Genomic DNA, 17,706 nt, shown 5'->3' with positions numbered 1-17,706 from the left:
CGGGACAAGCCCGGCCATGACGAGAGGTGAGATCTTCGCATGACCGACGACAAAGATGCGAAGCTGATCGAGACCGGGCGAAAGCTGTTCACCCGCGACTGGCAGTTCATCTGGGCCTCGCCCTCGATTGCGACGCTGCCGCCGATGGACGGGCTGGAGATCGCCTTTGCCGGCCGCTCCAATGTCGGCAAGTCCAGCCTGATCAACGCGCTGACCGGCCGCAACGCGCTTGCGCGCACCTCGCATACGCCAGGCCGCACCCAGGAACTGATCTTCTTCGAGGTCCCCGGCAAGAAGGACCTGCGCCTCGTCGACATGCCCGGCTATGGCTACGCCAAGGCGCCGAAGGCGCAAGTCGCGTCCTGGACCGAGCTGATCCACAAATTCCTGCTGGGGCGCGCCTCGCTCGCACGCGTCTACGTGCTGATCGACGCGCGGCATGGCCTCAAGGACGTCGACCTCGAAATCCTGGGGACGCTCGACCGTTCCGCGGTGAGCTACCAGGTCGTGCTGACCAAGGCCGACCAGGTGAAGGCGTCCGAGCTTCAGTCCCGCATCGCCGAGACCGAGGCCGCGCTGGCAAAACATCCGGCGGCGTTTCCGAACGTGCTCGCGACCTCGTCGCGGAGCTCGACCGGCATGGCCGAACTGCGCGCCGCGATGGCGAAGCTGCTGGAAGAGCGAACCTCGTGACGCCTGCATTCCGCCTGTTGCTAGGGCTTGCCGGTTTGATGGGCGCCGCCGGCGTCGCGCTGGCCGCCGCCTCCGCCCACGGCGCCGACGCCAGCCGGCTCGCCTCCGCCAGCGCCATGCTGCTGTTTCACGCAACTGCCATACTCGCAGGCGTCGCCCTGCTCGCGCGCGGCCTTCTGCACGGCGGAATTGGCCTCATCGCGGCGTTCGGCTTCGTGATCGGCGCCGCGCTGTTCGCGGGCGATCTCACCTTGCGGCAATATGCGGGGCACTCGCTGTTTCCATTCGCGGCGCCGACCGGCGGAACGGTGATGATCTTGAGCTGGCTGGCGGTGACGCTCGCAGCCGTGGCGGCGCGGAAGTGATGCTCCGTCTTACCCTCCCCTGGAGGGGGAGGGTAAGAGGCAACACCCACTTTGCGCCGCGCCCGCCAATCGGATAGAACGCGCACCGACAGTCCCGCCAGCGAGATCCGCCTCATGACCGACATCTCCCCGCTCGACCAGGCCCGCATCCTGTCCGAAGCGCTGCCGCACATGCAGCAGTATGACGAGGAAACCATCGTCATCAAATATGGCGGCCATGCCATGGGCGACGAGGAGACCGCGAAGAACTTTGCCCGCGACATCGTGCTGCTCGAGCAGACCGCGATCAACCCGGTGGTGGTGCATGGCGGCGGGCCGCAGATCGCGACCATGCTCAAGCGCCTCGGCATCCAGTCGGAGTTCGCGGCAGGCCTGCGCATCACCGATGCCGCGACCATCGAGATCGTCGAGATGGTGCTGGCCGGCTCCGTCAACAAGCAGATCGTCGGCTACATCAACGAAGCCGGCGGCAAGGCCGTGGGCCTGTCGGGCAAGGACGCCAACATGGTGAAGGCGTCGAAGACGACGCGCACCATCGTCGATCCGGGTTCGAACATCGAGAAGGCGATCGATCTCGGCTTCGTCGGCGACCCCGAGAAGGTCGACCTCACGCTGCTCAACCAGCTGATCGGCTACGAGCTGATCCCGGTGCTGGCGCCGCTCGCGACCTCCAAGGACGGCCAGACGCTCAACGTCAACGCCGACACCTTTGCCGGCGCGGTCGCCGGCGCGCTGAAGGCGAAGCGCCTGCTGCTGCTCACCGACGTGCCTGGCGTGCTCGACAAGTCGAAGAAGCTGATCCCGCAGCTTTCGGTGAAGGATGCGCGAAAACTGATCGCCGACGGCACCATTTCCGGCGGCATGATTCCGAAGGTCGAGACCTGCATCTACGCGCTCGAACAGGGCGTGGAGGGCGTCGTCATCATCGACGGCAAGATGCAGCACGCGGTGCTGCTCGAGCTCTTCACCAACACGGGCACGGGAACGCTGATCCATAAGTGATGATGAGCGGGCCAAAGCAAGCCGTCATGGCCGGGCTTGTCCCGGCCATCCACGACCTCTCATCTCGCGCCAAGAACGTGGATGCCCGGCACAAGGCCGGGCATGACGAGTTGAGGGCTCGGCGACATCGTCGCTCAACCCTCACACGTATCCTGATGTCCCTTCCGGCCGCAGCCGTTTCGTTTGTCTTCTCCGCCGCGCCCGCCCTGGCCGACCTGAAAATCTGCAACCGCATGTCCTATGTCGTCGAGGCCGCGATCGGCATCGACGACAAGGCCGCGACCGCGACGCGCGGCTGGTTCAGGATCGATCCCGCCACCTGCCGCGTCGTGGTGCAGGGCACGCTCTCCGCCGACCGCATCCTGCTCAACGCCCGCGCGCTCGGCGTCTACGGCGCCTCGCCGATCCCGCAGAACGGCAGCGACATGCTGTGCGTGGCGCAGGACAATTTCGTCATCGCGGCTGCGCGGCAATGCCGCAGCGGCCAGACCCAGGCCGCGTTCACCCAGATCACGCCGACGCAAGCCGCGGACGGCAATTTCACGGCCTATCTCGCCGAGGATTCCGAATATGACGACGAGCAGGCGCGCCTCGCCGGCATCCAGCGGCTGCTGGTGATCGCGGGCTACGACGCAGCGCCGATCGACGGCGTCGACGGGCCGAAGACGCAAGCAGCACTGGCCGCCTTCCTGAAGAGCCGCGGACTGGCGGCGGACATCATGTCGTCGCCGAACTTCTTCAAGACCATGGTCGATGCGGTGCAGACGCCTTCTGCAACCGGCCTGACCTGGTGCAACGACACGCCGCACAAGGTGATGGCGGCGGTCGCCACCGACGACGGCAAGTCCGTGACGAGCCGCGGCTGGTACCGCATCGATCCCAAGACGTGCCTGCACCCCGATGTGACCGGGCAGCCGAAGCAGATCTTCAGCTTCGCGGAAGCCATCGACGCCGACAACCGCGTCATCAAGCTGAAGGACAAGCCGCTGAACTGGGGCGGCGACAGGCAGCTCTGCACGCGCGAGACCAAGTTCGAGACCAACGAGCAGGCCGATTGCGGCGCGCGCGGATTCGCGGCGACGGGTTTTGGCGTGGTGGACATGTCGAGCGGCGGCAAGACGCTGCGCTTTGCGATGCCGTGATTGAGAGACCAGTGATGAATCCACCCCGCACCTTTGCCCATGTCGACACCTGGGTGTTCGACCTCGACAACACGCTCTACCCGCATCACGTCAATCTGTGGCAGCAGGTCGACGCGCGGATCGGGGAGTTCGTCTGCAACTGGCTGAACGTCGGCCCGGAGGAAGCGCGCAGGATCCAGAAGGATTATTATCAGCGCTTCGGCACCACCATGCGCGGCATGATGACCCTGCACGGCGTGCACGCCGACGACTACCTCGCCTACGTCCACAAGATCGACCACTCGCCGCTGGAGCCGAACCCGGCGCTCGGCGAAGCCATCGCGAAACTGTCGGGGCGCAAGCTGATCCTGACCAACGGCTCGGTCGACCATGTCGATGCCGTGCTGGCGCGGCTCGGCCTGGCAACGCATTTCGACGGCGTGTTCGACATCATCGCCGCCGGATTCGAGCCGAAGCCGTCGCCGCAGACCTATCAAAAATTCCTCGCCGACCATGCGGTCGATCCGACCAAAGCCGCGATGTTCGAGGACCTCGCCCGCAACCTCACCGTCCCGCACGCGCTCGGCATGACCACCGTCCTGGTGGTGCCTGACGGCACCAAGGAAGTGGTGCGGGAGGACTGGGAACTGGAGGGCCGGGACGCGCCCCATGTCGACCACGTCACGGATGATCTGGCGGGTTTTTTGGCGGGACTGTTGCCCAAATAGCCGCCGTCGTCCCGGGGCGCGAAGCAAGCCCGGGACCCATAACCACAGGGAGTGGTTGTGGCGCGAGATCGATAACTCCGAATCCTCGCCAAATGACTGCCCGTGGCTATGGGTCCCGGGCTCGCGCTTCGCGCGCCCCGGGACGACGGCGGAGTATGCCTTGACTCCTCCCCGCCAAATCCCGAAAAAGCGCCCCAATCCGTCAAAATTCCCATTTCCCAGAGGAAATCCCGATGTCCCTGTCCGCCCTCGAATCCACCATCAACAGCGCCTTCGACGCGCGTGACGGCATCTCGACCTCGACCAAGGGCGAGGTGCGCGAGGCCGTGGACCAGGCGCTGGAGATCCTGGACAAGGGCGAGGCCCGCGTCGCCGAGCGCGGGGCCGATGGCAAGTGGAAGGTCAATCAATGGCTGAAGAAGGCCGTGCTGCTGTCCTTCCGCCTCAACGACATGGGCGTCATTCCCGGCGGCTCCGGCAAGGCGACCTGGTGGGACAAGGTGCCCTCGAAGTTCGAGGGCTGGGGCGAGAACCGTTTTCGCGATGCCGGTTTTCGCGCGGTGCCGGGTTCTGTGGTGCGCCGCTCGGCCTTCATCGCCAAGAACGTCGTACTGATGCCGTCCTTCGTCAACCTCGGCGCTTATGTCGATGAGAGCACCATGGTCGACACCTGGGCGACCGTCGGCTCCTGCGCGCAGATCGGCAAGCGCGTGCACATCTCCGGCGGCGCCGGCATCGGCGGCGTGCTCGAGCCGCTGCAGGCCGAGCCCGTGATCATCGAGGACGACTGCTTCATCGGCGCGCGCTCCGAGGTCGCCGAAGGCGTGATCGTGCGCAAGGGTGCCGTGCTGGCGATGGGCGTGTTTTTGGGCGCCTCGACCAAGATCGTCGACCGCGAGACCGGCGAGATCTTCATCGGCGAGGTGCCGGAATATTCGGTGGTCGTGCCCGGCGCGCTGCCCGGCAAGCCCATGAAGAACGGCCAGATCGGCCCGAGCACGGCCTGCGCCGTGATCGTCAAGCGCGTCGACGAGCGCACGCGCTCCAAGACCAGCATCAACGAGCTGCTGCGGGATTAAGACTCTCTCCTCTCCCTCTCCCCGTTCTTACGGGGAGAGGGTTGGGGTGAGGGGCCTCTCTCCACACGCGAGATATTCGAGAGACCGGTACCCCCTCACCCGGATCGCAAGAGCGATCCGACCTCTCCCCGCAAGCGGGGCGAGGTGAAGCGAGCCCGCGGCGGCTTTCCTATCGAACCCTCCTTCTCCCCATCGCGACCAATCACCGGACGGCCTCCGCTGCCCGGAACCTTCGCCATGGACTGGACCTGGTATCTTTTTCGCTTCGACGGCCGCATCAATCGCGCCTTGCTGTGGCAGGCGCTGCTGATCGTCGCGGTGCTGGCAGCCTTGCTGGGAATCATTGCTCAGGTGATCCACCTCATCAACGCCGAGGGGGCGTTGAAGCTATCCCTGAAACTCGATTTCGACTTCGGCCTCGACGACCTCTTCAAGCTGGTCGATCCCCGGGCCTATCGCTCGCTGGCGCCCGTTGATCGCACCAACCTGATCCTGAAGGCGTTCGGCTTGTCGCTGTTCCTTTGGATCTATCTCGCGACTGCGATCAAGCGGCTGCATGATCGCGACAGGAGTGGCTGGTGGCTCGTTCCGTTCTTCTTCCTGCCCGGCCTGTACAACCAGTTCTCGGACCTGCTGCCGAACTCCACCTGGATGCTTCCGTTCTGGCTGGGCGCATCCATCCTGTGGCTGTGGGGATTTGTCGAGATGTTCATCGTATCAGGCAGCGTCGGCGACAACCGGTTCGGTCCTGATCCATTGGCCAAGACCGAGGACGGCCCGTCCCCTGCAAAAAGCTGGGACCAGCAAAGCGAGCTCGAATTGGTGCCGCCCAGCGCTAGCCCACCCGGCGGCATGCATGTTAAGCGGGGCGCATGACCGATGCTCTCTCGATTGCCCGCGATCTCATCCGCTGCCCCTCGGTAACCCCGGCCGATGCCGGTGCGCTGGGCGTGCTTGAGAAAGCCCTCAACGCTGCCGGCTTCACTTGCCACCGCGTGACCTTCAGCGAAGCAGGCACAGCCGACGTCGACAATCTCTATGCGCGGATCGGCACTGAGGGCCAGCACATCACCTTCGCCGGCCACACCGACGTGGTGCCACCCGGCGACGAGAACGCCTGGAGCGTCGGCGCATTCTCGGGCGAGGTGAAGGACGGCTTTTTGCACGGCCGCGGCGCGGTCGACATGAAGGGCGGCATCGCCTGCTCGGTGGCAGCCGTGCTCGAGCATCTCGCCGCCAATGGCGGCGCGCCGCGCGCCGATGGAAAGGGCTCGATCTCGTTCCTGATCACGGGCGACGAGGAAGACGTCTCGGTCAACGGCACCATCAAGCTGTTGAAATGGGCCGCGGAGCGCGGCGAAAAATTCGACCATTGCGTGCTCGGCGAGCCCTCCAATGTCGAGACGCTCGGCGACACCATCAAGGTCGGCCGCCGCGGCTCGCAGTCCGGCACGCTCTATGTCGACGGCGTGCAGGGCCATGTCGCCTATCCGCACCGTGCATCCAATCCGGTGCCTGATATCTCACGGTTGATCGTGGCGATCAGTGACGAGCCGCTCGACCATGGCAGCGCGCAGTTCCAGGCCTCCAATCTCGAATTCACCTCGGTGGACGTCGGCAACAAGGCCAACAACGTCATCCCCGGCGAGGCGCGCGCAAAATTCAACATCCGCTACAACGACAACCACACCCAGGCATCCTTGCGCGAGCTGGTCGAGGCGCGCCTGACGAAAGCCTGCGGCAACCGCATCAAGGCTCGCATCGTCTGGGAGCCCTCGAACTCGAACGTGTTCGTGACCAAGCCCGGCCCGTTCACCGACCTCGCGGTCTCCGCGATCGAAGAGGTGACGGGGCGCAAGCCGGAACTGTCGACCTCAGGCGGCACCTCGGATGCGCGCTTCATCTCGAGCTACTGCCCGGTGATCGAGTTCGGCCTGGTCGGCCAGACCATGCACCAGGTCGACGAGCGCGTGCCGGTTGTGGATTTGGAGAGATTGACGAAGGTGTATCGGGGGATTTTGACGCGGTATTTTGGGTAGCAAACCGCGACCTTCGCCAAATATTCCGCCGTCATGCCCGGGCTTGTCCCGGGCATCCACGTTCTTCGCGAGCCGAAAAGAAGATCGTGGATGGCCGGGACAAGCCCGGCCATGACGATGTGGCGAGAGCCCGGGCCCGTCTCATTGAACAATCGTCTCGTACAGATCCTTCCATTCGGGATTATCCCTGAGGATCAACCTGACCTTCCACGTCCGCGACCAATGCTTGATGTTGTGCTCGCGCTGGATAGCGGTTTGGATATCCTCATAGCGCTCGAAATAGACCAGCAGCTTGACGCCGTACTTCTTGGTGAAGCCGGGAACGAGTCCGTTTCGATGCTCATAGATGCGGCGAATAATGTCGCTCGTCACACCGACATACAAAATGCCGTTTGGCGCGCTCGCCAGGATGTAGACCCATCCACCATGCATGGTTGCATGTTGGCGCACGTCATGGCCGGGACAAGCCCGGCCATGACGTCTGTGGCGGCAGCGGGCGCTAATAATCCACCTTCATCAGATACAGCCCGTCAGGCGGTGCGACGATGCCGCAGGCCGCGCGGTTGCGGGCTGCGAGCGCCGCTGAGAGATTGTCCGCGGTCCAGCGGCCCTCGCCGACCCAGACCAGCGATCCCACCATCGAGCGCACCTGGCTGTGCAGGAAGGAGCGCGCCGACGTAAGAATCGTGATCTCGCGGCCGTCGCGGTGCACGTCGAGCTGGTCGAGCGTTTTCTCCGGCGACTTGGCCTGGCACTCGGTGTCGCGAAACGTCGTGAAGTCGTGTTTGCCGAGCAGACGTTGTGCCGCCGCATGCATCGCATCGGCATCGAGCCGGCGCGGCACGCGCCAGGCGTGACCGATATCAAGCGCGAGATTGGCGCGGGTGTTGACGACGCGGTAGCGGTAGTGCCGCTTCACGGCCGAGAACCGCGCCTCGAAGGTGTCAGGGACGATCTCGGCCTCCAGCACCGCAATTGGATGCGGGCGCAGATGCGCGTTGAGACCATCGCGAAAACGGCCCGGCGGAAACTGCTTGTCGATGTCGACATGCGCGACCTGGCCGCGCGCATGCACGCCGGCATCGGTGCGGCCCGCACCGTGCACGCGCAGATCCGCGCCGGTCATCGCCTTCACCGCCGCCTCTAACGCGCCCTGCACGGAAGGCAGCGTGTCCTGCACCTGCCAGCCGAAGAACGGCGCGCCGTCATATTCGATGGTGAGCTTGTAGCGGGGCATCTCAATCCGGGTGGTGTCATCGCCCGGCTTGACCGGGCGATCCAGTACTCCGAGACATCTCTGTTCAGCCGAGAAGCCTCGGCGTACTGGATACCCCGCCTTCGCGGGGTATGACAGCGCTACGTGAATTTGGCTCCCGGCTTCACCGGCACGCCGCGCAAAAAGTCCGTGGCCTGCATCCGCGCCTTGCCCTCGCGCTGGAGCTCGAGGATGCGGATCGCGCCCTCGCCGCAGGCAATCGTGAGCTGGTCGTCGAGCACCTCGCCGGGTGCACCGGAGCCCTTCGCCAACTCGCAGCGCAGGATTTTTACGCGCGCATTCTCAAGCTCGGCCCAGGCGCCGGGAAACGGCGACAGGCCGTGGATGTGGCGCAGCACGGCGTGCGCCGGCTTGGTCCATTCGATCCGCGCTTCGGCCTTGTCGATCTTGGCGGCGTAGGTGACGCCATCCGCGCTCTGCTTCTTGAGCTGGAGCCCGCCGCGGGCGAGCGCGGCCATCGCGCGCACCATCAGATCGGCACCGAGCCGGGAGAGGCGGTCATGCAGATCGACCGCGGTCATGTTGTCGGGAATCGCCATGCGCTCGGCCATGGCGACGTCACCGGTGTCGAGACCGACATCCATCTTCATCACCATGACGCCGCTCTCGGCATCGCCTTCCATGATCGCGCGGTTGATCGGCGCGGCGCCGCGCCAGCGCGGCAGCAGCGAAGCGTGCAGATTGTAACAGCCGAGTTTCGGCGCATCGAGGATCGCCTGCGGCAGGATCATGCCGTAGGCGACGACGACGGCGGCATCGGCGTCGAAGGCGCGAAACTCGTCGAGCGCTTCGGGCGTCTTCAGCGACTTCGGCGTCAGCACGGGAACGCCGAGCTTTCGCGCGGCTTCCTCGACCGGGGTCGGCTGCAATTGCAGGCCGCGCCGTCCGCCGGGCTTGGGCGCGCGCGTATAGACCGCCGCGATCTCGTGGCCATGCGAGACCAGCTCGAGCAGCGTCGGCACGGAGAAATCGGGCGTGCCCATGAAGATGAGGCGGAGGGGCATGACAAGGACTCGGTATGTTCCCTCCCCCCTTGCGGGGGAGGGCTAGGGAGAGGGGTGCCACACGACGCGCTCTCTCGGCGTTAGCGCGGGCGCCCTATTGTTGGCATTCGCAAACGACGGGCGCCTTTTGCTGGGCTACCCCTCTCCCCCGCCCTCCCCCGCAAGGGGGGAGGGAGCGCACGGGAGTTCGCGGCAGCACCAGCGCTTACAAATGACTTACTCCGCGCGCTTGGCGGCTTTCTCGAACTTCTTGATCACGCGGTCGCGCTTGAGCTTTGAGAGATAGTCGACGAACAGCACGCCGTTGAGATGGTCGATCTCGTGCTGAATGCAGGTGGCGTAGAGGCCTTCGGCGTCCTCCTCGTGCACCTTGCCGTCGAGATCGGTGAAGCGCACGCGCACCTTCGCAGGCCTTTCGACCTCCTCGTAATATTCGGGGATCGAGAGGCAGCCTTCCTCGTAGACCGACAGATCCTCGGAGGAGGCGATAATTTCAGGGTTGATGAAGACACGCGGCTCCGGCTTTGTCTCGCCGTCCGGGTCAGGCTTGGCGAGGTCCATGGTGATCAGCCGCAAGGGCTGCGCGATCTGGATCGCCGCGAGCCCGATGCCGGGCGCGTCGTACATGGTCTCGAACATGTCGTCGGCAAGCTTGCGGATCTCCGTCGTGACCTTCTCGATCGGCTTGGAGACCAGACGCAGCTGCTTGTCGGGCAGGATGATGATTTCTCTGAGGGCCATGGCCGCGATTTAAGCCGCATGCCGGATGCGGTCAATGCGGCGAGGAACTCCGTTAACCCTCCGCTAACCATAAAACTTCAGGTTTCGTTAACCATAAAAATTAGGGGGCTATTAACCATAAGCGTTCGCTATTCGTTCGCGGAGAGTGTCGAATCGGCTACAAGGGCCGCCATGAACGAGATCATTTTCCTGGCTGGCGACTGGCCGGTCCGCACCATCGATGCGCTGATCGGCTTCGGCGCCCTCGTCGTCATCCTGCTGGTGGTGATCGCGGTCGTGATCGCGCGATCCGGGCGGCGCGGCGCGGAACTCGCCATGGCCAATGCCATCCGCGCGGACGAGCTCGAGGAGCGCCTCAGCCAGGTGCTGCACGCCCAGAGCGAGGCTGCCGGCCGAGCCGACGCCATGACCCAGGCGCTGGCCGGCCGCCAGGCCGACATGGCGCGCGCGGTCAACGAGCGGCTGGATTCGGTGACCCATCGGGTCGGCCAGTCGATGGAACACTCGACGCGCAACACCATGGAGAGCCTGCGCGCCCTGCACGAGCGGCTCGGCATCATCGACAACGCGCACAAGAACCTGACCGACCTCACCACGCAGGTGACGACCTTGCGCGACGTGCTCGCCAACAAGCAGTCGCGCGGCGCCTTCGGCCAGGCGCGGATGGAGGCGATCGTCCAGGACGGCTTGCCGAAGGGCGCCTACGAGTTCCAGTTCACGCTCTCGACGGGAAAGCGGCCGGACTGCGTGGTGTTCCTGCCCGACCAGCGGCCGCTCTGCATCGACGCAAAATTTCCGCTGGAGGCGATGACCGCGCTGCACGATGCGCGCACCGACGAGGAGAAGCGCATCGCCACGCAGCGGCTGCGCGGCGACGTGATGAAGCATGTCAGCGACATCGCCGACAAATATCTCGTCGCCGGCGAGACCCAGGAGATGGCACTGATGTTCGTGCCGTCGGAATCGGTCTATGCCGAGATCCATGACGGTTTCGACGACGTGATCCAGAAGGCCTATCGCGCCCGCGTCGTGCTGGTGTCGCCTTCGCTGCTGATGCTCGCGATCCAGGTGATGCAGCAGATCATGAAAGACGCGCGCATGCGCGACGCCGCCGACCAGATCCGCACCGAGGTGATCAAGCTCGGCGACGATTTGGGCCGCCTGCGCGACCGCGTGCTGAAGCTCCAGAAGCATTTTGCCGACGCGAACGAGGACGTGCGGCAGGTGCTGATCTCCGCCGACAAGATCGAGAAGCGCGCAGGGAGAATCGAGGAGCTCGATTTCAGCAAGACCGATGCGCCGGAGGGGCCGCATCTGGTGGCAACCGGTGCCGCGGAGCTGTTCCCGAGGAAGCTCCAGGCGGGGGAGTGAGTTTTGAGGCACACTGTCGTCGCCCGGCTTGACCGGGCGACGACACCTCACTTGTGGCAGCCAGAATCTGCTAACACCTCCCCATGACCGCACCCGACGCGACCTCCCCTGCCAGCCCCGACACGGCCCCCACCTCCTGGCGTGACGGCCTGGCCGTGTACCTGCAACCGCGGGTGCTGATCGTACTGTTCCTCGGCTTCTCGTCCGGGCTGCCGCTGGCGCTGTCGGGCTCCACGCTCCTGGTGTGGATGCGCGAGGCCGGGGTCGACCTCAAGACCATCGGGCTGTTTGCGCTGGTCGGCACGCCCTACACGCTGAAATTCCTGTGGGCGCCGCTGGTGGATGCGCTGCATGTGCCGCTGTTCACCCGCGCGTTCGGACGGCGGCGCGGCTGGCTGCTGTTCTCGCAATTGCTGCTGATCATCGCGATCCTGCTGCTGGCACTCACCGATCCCGCGCGCTCGCCGTTCTACGTCGCGCTCGGCGCGCTGCTGGTCGCGACGACGTCCTCGACGCAGGACATCGTGGTCGACGCGTTCCGCGTCGAGAGCCTGCCGGAGAGCGAGCAGGCCGCCGGAATGGCTTCCTATGTCGCGGCCTATCGCATCGGCATGCTGGTCTCGACCGCGGGCGCGCTGTTCATCGTGTCCGGCTTCGAGGGCACCGGCATTCCGCGCGCGTCGGCCTGGATGTGGGGCTACGTGGTGATGGCGGCGATGGTGCTGATCGGCACGATCACCGCGCTGGCCGCGACAGAGCCCGAGCAATCGGTGCGGGCGGAAGCCGCGACACAAACCGAGACGGCGTTCGCGCGCGTGCTGCACGCGGCGATCGGGGCCTTCTCGGAATTCCTGTCGCGCAAGGATGCGCTCGCCGCGCTCGCCTTCGTCGTGCTGTTCAAGTTCACCGATGCCTTCTCCGGCACGATGACCGCGCCGTTCGTGATCGACCTCGGCTTTTCCCGCAACGATTACGCGGCGATCGTGAAGGGCGTCGGCCTCGCGGCAACGCTGATCGGCGGCTTTGCCGGCGGCTTCCTCGCGCGGCGCTATTCGCTTGCGACCAGCCTCTGGATCGGCGGCGTGGTGCAGGCGCTCGCCAATCTCTCCTTCTCCTGGCTGGCCTTCGTCGGCACCAGCCAATGGGCGCTGGCCTTTGCCATCACCTGCGAGAACTTTACCAGCGCCATCGGCACCGTGATCTTCGTCGCCTATCTCTCCGCGCTGTGCCAGAATCCGCTGCACACGGCGACGCAATATGCGCTGCTCACCGCGCTCGCCGCGGTCGGGCGCACATATCTGTCAGCGAGTGCGGGCTATGTCGCGGAGACGACCGGCTGGCCGCTGTTCTTCGTGATCTGCGTGCTGGTGGCGATCCCGAGCCTTGTGCTGCTGGCCTGGCTGCAGAAGCGCGGGCATTTCGAGACGCTGGGGCCGGTGAGGGTGTAAACTCGGCACGCGCTACGCCCGCGATGCCGTAGGGTGGGCAAAGCGAAGCGTGCCCACCACCTGAATCGTCGCCGGGAGAATGGTGGGCACGGCGCTTTGCGCCTTTGCCCACCCTACGGTAGCTCGGCTGGAGCGGCGCCCCCTACTGCTTCCTGATCAAGCTCCACTTCGTGATCACGGCTTCGCTCATCTGGCCGGGATCGCTGGCGCAGGCGACTTCGTCGACCTTGACCGAGATCGCCTTGCCGACGAACGATTTCAGCTGCGTGGCCTGCGCGTCGCTGGAAGTGACGAGTTGGAACGTCTCAGGACCGGTCTCGAGATTGCACAGCCCGTTCGGCGCCGGCAGTCGACGCGGCTCGGAGGTGATCTGGTACATCGCAATCCGCTTGCCGGCGTTCTTGATGTCGCGCACCTTCATTGCGTTCAATTCGCCCGAGAGCACCTCGCCGGCACTGATTGGCTTGCCGGGCTTCGGCGGCGGCGGCGCCCCGTCGTCCTGCTGCGCGGAGATGGCCGGGGTCGCCAGCAGCATCATCGTCGCGACCAAAGCCGATCGTGTGGCGAAAAGTTTCGTCATGTCGTCCGTTCCGTAAGTCTGGATGGCTAGAACAAGGTCCGCTGCCGCATCGCGGCCGATAGCGTACCTTCGTCGAGATAATCAAGCTCGCCACCGACCGGCACACCATGGGCCAGCCGGGTTACTTTTACGTTGGCGTCCTGAAGCAGGTCGGTGATGTAGTGCGCCGTGGTCTGGCCGTCGACCGTCGCGTTCAGCGCCAGGATGATCTCGTGCACCTCGGCAGCATGCGCGCGCGCCACCAGCGCGTCGATGGTGAGGTCCTGCGGCCCGACGCCGTCGAGCGGCGACAATGTCGCGCCGAGCACATGATAGCGCCCCTGGGTCGCATTGGCCCGTTCCAGCGCCCAGAGATCGGCGACATCGGCGACGACGACGATGATTGCATCATCGCGTTTCGGATCGGTACAGACCGTGCAGGGATTTTGCGTGTCGATATTGCCGCAGGTCTTGCAGACCTGGACCTTGTCGAGCGCGACCTGCAGGGCCGAAGACAGCGGCATCATCAGCGCTTCGCGCTTCTTGATCAGATGCAGCGCCGCACGCCGCGCCGAGCGCGGACCAAGGCCTGGCAGCCGTGCGAGGAGCTGGACCAGCCGCTCGATTTCGGGACCTGCAACCGAACCCATCTTATTGGCCGAACATACCCGGTGGCAGGCTGAGGCCGCCCGTGAGCGCCTGCATCTTCTCCTGCACGGCCGTTTCGGCCTTGCGGCGGGCATCGCCGAGGGCGGTGACGAGCAGGTCCTCGAGCACCTCGCGCTCTTCCGGCTTCATCAGCGAGGGATCGATCTTGATGCCCTTCACGTCCATCTTCGCCGTCATGCGCACGGCGACGAGACCGCCGCCGGAGATGCCTTCGACCTCGACGCTGGAGAGCTGATCCTGCATCTCCTGCATCTTGGATTGCAGCTGCTGCGCCTGCTTCATCATGCCGAAAATATCGACCATCGGTGCTGTCCTTGGTTGCGCGATGACTCGTCATCGCGCCTTAACTCTTGGTTTGAGCATGATCTAATCGGAAAACCGCTTCACACTTTGCGCTACGCGGCCCTTCGGGTCCGGATCATGCTCTAGAGATCGTCGCCGTCGGAACCATCGGGCGGATCGTCACTGCCATAGTCCGCATTCATATTGGTTTCCGGCGCCTCGGGGGCAAGCCTGCGGACCTCGACGACCTTCGCACCGGGAAAACGCGACAGCACCTCCTGCACGCGCGGATCGGCTTCAGCGGAGCGCGCATGTTCCTGCTTCGCCGCGTGGTTCACCGAGCGCAGCGTCGGCTGGCCCTGCTCGTTGGAGACGATCACGGTCCAGCGCCGGCCGGTCCAGAGCTCGAATTTTCGCGCAAGCTCGGAGATCATGGTCTTGGAGGCGTTGGGCTCGAGCGCGACTTCCAGCCGGCCCTCCTCGAAACGGACGAGGCGCATGTCGCCTTCGAGCGCGGCCTTGATCATGAGATCGCGCTTCTGCCCGGCGACCGCGACGAGCTGGGTGAAGCTCGTGATGCGCAGCTGGGGCGCGGCTCCTTGCGGATCCGGCGCGGGCGCCGCCATCTGCGGCCGGGCGGCGCCGCCGCCGAACGCGGACGGTGACGAAGTCGGTGCGCGCATGGGCGCGGCCGAGGCAACCGGCGCCGCGGAGGCCACCGGCGCACCCGGCGCGCCGCTGCGCGCGGCACTTCCGCCGCCCACGACCGGCGAGCCGCCGCCGTTCTGCTCCAGCATCTTGATCGCTTCGTCCGGCGTCGGCAGGTCGGCGACATAGGCGATGCGCACCAGCACCATCTCGGCGGCCGCTGCGGGGCGCGTCGCGGCCTGCACCTCGGTGATGCCCTTGAGCAGCATCTGCCACATCCGCGACAGCACGCGCATCGAGATCTTCGAGGCAAAATCCCGCGCGCGCACGCGCTCGGTCTCGCCATAGGCGACGTTGTCGGCGGTCGCCGGCACGATCTTCACGCGGGTGACGAAATTGACGAACTCGGCAAGGTCCGACAGCACGACGATCGGATCGGCGCCGACGTCGTACTGGTCGCGGAACTCCTTGAAAGCGGCAGCGATGTCGCCGCGCGCCAGCGAATCGAAGAGGTCGATGACGCGGGTGCGGTCGGCGAGGCCCAGCATCTGCCTGACCGCATCCGCCTTCACGGTGCCTGCCGCGTGCGCGATCGCCTGGTCGAGCAGCGACAGAGAGTCGCGCACCGAGCCTTCCGCGGCGCGCGCGATGATGCCAAGCGCCTCGGGCTCGATCTCGACGTTCTCCTTCGCCGCGATATTGGCGAGGTGCTTCATCAGCACGTCGGCCTCGACCCGGCGCAGGTCAAAACGCTGGCAGCGCGACAGCACGGTGACCGGAACCTTGCGGATCTCGGTGGTCGCGAACACGAATTTGGCGTGCTCCGGCGGTTCCTCCAGCGTCTTCAGGAAGGCGTTGAACGCCGCCGTCGACAGCATGTGGACTTCGTCGATGATGTAGACCTTGTAGCGGGCGCTGGCCGGCGCGTAGCGCACGCTGTCATTGATCTGGCGGACGTCGTCGACGCCGGTGTGCGAGGCCGCGTCCATCTCCAGCACGTCCATGTGCCGGCTTTCCATGATCGCCTGGCAATGCACGCCCAGGGTCGGCATGTGGATGGTCGGGCCCTTCACCGATCCGTCCGGCATCTCGTAGTTGAGCGCACGGGCCAGGATACGCGCGGTGGTGGTCTTGCCGACGCCGCGGACGCCGGTGAGGATCCAGGCCTGCGGAATGCGCCCGGTCTCGAACGCGTTCGAGACGGTGCGCACCACGGCCTCCTGGCCGATCAGATCGTCGAAGCTGGAGGGCCGGTATTTGCGCGCCAGCACCCGGTAGGGCGTGCTGGCCTGGCCGGCGCTGTCGGGGTTGGGAGGGGCGCCAGCGTCGGTCATCGGTCGATCCGCAATGGAATGTCTTTCGCCCGGCTTTTGCGGAAAGGAGCGCGCTGACGGGAAGCCCGCCGGCGCAATTCGCTCGGAAAAACAGGTAGGAGACTGACGAGCGACCCGATCCGGACCTCGTTAGGGCTGCTTCCTTCCGGACCTGACCCGGTTGGCGAGTGGCTCGTCCACCGCCAATCTCCCGGTCCCTATTTGGGGCCAAAAGGTCGGGAAAGCAAGCGGGTATCCGTAGGTCCCGCACACCCCGCTGGGCGGCCCCCGCCGGCCCATTTGGACGCGGAAGCCGGCTCAGTGTTGGCGAGCTGGAACCTACGTGATTCGCGCAAACCGCTTGCGATACTCGGCGGGCGTCACGCCGACGTGACGATTGAACGCGCGGCGCAGCGTATCGGCATCGGCGAATCCACAATGGAGCGCCACCTGCTTCGGGGCTTCATTGCCAAACTCGAGCAGCCGCCTCGCCGCATTGACGCGGGCTTCCTCGACCCAGGTCGCAGGCGTGACGCCCACCTCGGCGCGGAACAGCCGTGCAAAGTGCCTCGGGCTGAGCTCCATGCGCGTCGCCAGGCTCGCAACGCTGTGGTCGAGCCCGGGATTGGCGGCGACCCAGCGCTGCAGCTCCTGCAATGCGGCGCGGCCGGCGGGAACAGCCTCGCCCTTGCGGGTGAACTGCATCTGCCCACCCGGGCGCTTGAAGAACATCACGAGCTGGCTTGCGACTCTCATGGCCGTGTCGCGCCCGAGATCTTCCTCGACCAGTGCCAGCGCGAGGTCGAGCCCTGCGGTCACGCCGGCGGCCGTGCGGAGCTTGCCGTCGGTGACGTAGATGGCATCCTTGTCCACGGTGACCGACGGGAATTTGCTGGCCAGCATGTCTGCGACCGCCCAATGCGTCGTGACCCGCCTGCCATCAAGGAGACCGGCGGCGGCAAGGAAGAAGGCCCCGCTGCAAACCGAGCCGAATCTGCGGGTCCGCGAAGCCCGCCGCCGCAGCCAGTCGATCACGCTCCCGTCCGCCGGGACTTCGGCCGCGTTCGGGCATCCCGCCACCAGCAAGGTGTCGATCGGCTCCTGGAAGTCGCGGTCGACGATTCGGTCGGGCATCAGCTGGACGCCTGAGGAACTGCGGATCGGCCCTGGCTCCGCGCCCGCCACGAACAAGGCATAGGCGGGATAGCCGGCCTGCACGTTCGCCTCGGCGAACACATCGAGCGGCCCTGCGACATCGAGCAGCTGCACGCCTGGCAGCGCCACGATCACAACCGTCCTTGGTTTCGGCTTTGCACCCATGTCCGCCTCGATCCGGATTTGTCCGTTTTTGACGTATTACGTCGATTT

The 17,706-nt window shown here is 65.5% G+C and carries 19 protein-coding genes and 1 other RNA gene; 10 read left to right on the top strand and 10 right to left on the bottom strand.

What is annotated here, in order from left to right; translation table 11 throughout:
- Positions 1-39: 39 nt before the first annotated feature.
- The 8 genes from yihA (at position 40) to dapE (ending at position 7,027) form a co-directional block, all read left to right on the top strand.
- Positions 40-693: a ribosome biogenesis GTP-binding protein YihA/YsxC gene (yihA, locus tag AB7535_RS39475; protein WP_085399980.1), complete on the top strand. Its 654-nt coding sequence runs from the start codon at positions 40-42 to the stop codon at positions 691-693.
- Positions 690-1,058, top strand: coding sequence for a DUF423 domain-containing protein (locus AB7535_RS39470; protein ID WP_094183983.1), 369 nt, complete (start codon positions 690-692; stop codon positions 1,056-1,058). Before yihA ends, AB7535_RS39470 begins: the two co-directional genes overlap by 4 nt.
- 114 nt (positions 1,059-1,172) lie before the next feature.
- A complete protein-coding gene (argB, locus tag AB7535_RS39465) occupies positions 1,173-2,060 on the top strand; it encodes an acetylglutamate kinase (protein WP_063979811.1) in 888 nt (295 codons plus the stop codon).
- Between the two features lie 155 nt (positions 2,061-2,215).
- Positions 2,216-3,202, top strand: a complete 987-nt coding sequence (locus tag AB7535_RS39460) for a DUF1036 domain-containing protein (RefSeq protein ID WP_085399977.1) — start codon at positions 2,216-2,218, stop codon at positions 3,200-3,202.
- A gap of 14 nt (positions 3,203-3,216) precedes the next feature.
- Complete coding sequence (locus tag AB7535_RS39455; protein ID WP_085399976.1) at positions 3,217-3,909, top strand: pyrimidine 5'-nucleotidase; 693 nt, start codon at positions 3,217-3,219, stop codon at positions 3,907-3,909.
- A 233-nt stretch (positions 3,910-4,142) separates the two neighbouring features.
- Positions 4,143-4,988 carry a 2,3,4,5-tetrahydropyridine-2,6-dicarboxylate N-succinyltransferase gene (gene dapD, locus AB7535_RS39450; RefSeq protein WP_063979813.1) on the top strand — a complete coding sequence of 282 codons (846 nt, stop codon included), beginning with the start codon at positions 4,143-4,145 and terminating at the stop codon, positions 4,986-4,988.
- Positions 4,989-5,225: 237 nt separating this feature from the next.
- Positions 5,226-5,864, top strand: a complete 639-nt coding sequence (locus AB7535_RS39445; protein ID WP_085399974.1) for a DUF805 domain-containing protein — start codon at positions 5,226-5,228, stop codon at positions 5,862-5,864.
- On the top strand, positions 5,861-7,027 hold the full coding sequence (dapE, locus tag AB7535_RS39440; protein WP_085399972.1) for a succinyl-diaminopimelate desuccinylase: 1,167 nt from the start codon (positions 5,861-5,863) through the stop codon (positions 7,025-7,027). The genes AB7535_RS39445 and dapE overlap by 4 nt, the downstream gene beginning before the upstream one ends.
- Positions 7,028-7,168: 141 nt before the next feature.
- Here the strand turns inward: dapE and AB7535_RS39435 are convergent, their stop codons facing one another.
- The 4 genes from AB7535_RS39435 to def form a co-directional block, all read right to left on the bottom strand.
- Positions 7,169-7,477, bottom strand: coding sequence for a GIY-YIG nuclease family protein (locus AB7535_RS39435; RefSeq protein WP_439037607.1), 309 nt, complete (start codon positions 7,475-7,477; stop codon positions 7,169-7,171).
- Positions 7,478-7,526: 49 nt separating this feature from the next.
- A complete protein-coding gene (truA, locus tag AB7535_RS39430; RefSeq protein ID WP_085399970.1) occupies positions 7,527-8,264 on the bottom strand; it encodes a tRNA pseudouridine(38-40) synthase TruA in 738 nt (245 codons plus the stop codon).
- A 119-nt stretch (positions 8,265-8,383) separates the two neighbouring features.
- Complete coding sequence (gene fmt / locus AB7535_RS39425; RefSeq protein ID WP_085399968.1) at positions 8,384-9,307, bottom strand: methionyl-tRNA formyltransferase; 924 nt, start codon at positions 9,305-9,307, stop codon at positions 8,384-8,386.
- Between the two features lie 216 nt (positions 9,308-9,523).
- Complete coding sequence (gene def / locus AB7535_RS39420) at positions 9,524-10,048, bottom strand: peptide deformylase (protein ID WP_063979819.1); 525 nt, start codon at positions 10,046-10,048, stop codon at positions 9,524-9,526.
- Between the two features lie 171 nt (positions 10,049-10,219).
- On the opposite strand from def, the gene AB7535_RS39415 reads away from it, so the two are divergent.
- The gene (locus AB7535_RS39415; RefSeq protein ID WP_085398512.1) at positions 10,220-11,419 is read left to right on the top strand and encodes a DNA recombination protein RmuC; all 1,200 of its coding nucleotides are present in this window, start codon (positions 10,220-10,222) and stop codon (positions 11,417-11,419) included.
- Positions 11,420-11,502: 83 nt separating this feature from the next.
- Entirely contained in the window at positions 11,503-12,867 is a 1,365-nt protein-coding gene (locus AB7535_RS39410; RefSeq protein WP_085398513.1) for an AmpG family muropeptide MFS transporter, read from the top strand.
- 142 nt (positions 12,868-13,009) lie between these two features.
- On the opposite strand, the gene AB7535_RS39405 is transcribed toward AB7535_RS39410, so the two are convergent.
- From AB7535_RS39405 to AB7535_RS39380, 6 genes are all read right to left on the bottom strand, one after another.
- The gene (locus tag AB7535_RS39405) at positions 13,010-13,447 is read right to left on the bottom strand and encodes a hypothetical protein (protein ID WP_085398514.1); all 438 of its coding nucleotides are present in this window, start codon (positions 13,445-13,447) and stop codon (positions 13,010-13,012) included.
- 26 nt (positions 13,448-13,473) lie between these two features.
- Positions 13,474-14,076, bottom strand: a complete 603-nt coding sequence (gene recR, locus AB7535_RS39400; RefSeq protein WP_063979823.1) for a recombination mediator RecR — start codon at positions 14,074-14,076, stop codon at positions 13,474-13,476.
- A gap of 1 nt (position 14,077) precedes the next feature.
- Positions 14,078-14,398: a YbaB/EbfC family nucleoid-associated protein gene (locus AB7535_RS39395; RefSeq protein ID WP_085398515.1), complete on the bottom strand. Its 321-nt coding sequence runs from the start codon at positions 14,396-14,398 to the stop codon at positions 14,078-14,080.
- Between the two features lie 122 nt (positions 14,399-14,520).
- On the bottom strand, positions 14,521-16,359 hold the full coding sequence (locus AB7535_RS39390) for a DNA polymerase III subunit gamma/tau (protein ID WP_439037606.1): 1,839 nt from the start codon (positions 16,357-16,359) through the stop codon (positions 14,521-14,523).
- A gap of 94 nt (positions 16,360-16,453) precedes the next feature.
- Positions 16,454-16,550, bottom strand: an RNA gene (gene ffs, locus AB7535_RS39385) — signal recognition particle sRNA small type.
- Between the two features lie 127 nt (positions 16,551-16,677).
- The gene (locus AB7535_RS39380) at positions 16,678-17,658 is read right to left on the bottom strand and encodes a GlxA family transcriptional regulator (RefSeq protein WP_085398517.1); all 981 of its coding nucleotides are present in this window, start codon (positions 17,656-17,658) and stop codon (positions 16,678-16,680) included.
- Positions 17,659-17,706 lie beyond the last annotated feature (48 nt).

It is taken from the genome of Bradyrhizobium sp. 956_D2_N1_4 (assembly GCF_052076025.1).
Lineage (GTDB): Bacteria > Pseudomonadota > Alphaproteobacteria > Rhizobiales > Xanthobacteraceae > Bradyrhizobium > Bradyrhizobium barranii.
Note: the sequence above shows the minus strand (reverse complement) of the source record. Positions and strands in the feature narration are given on the sequence as shown.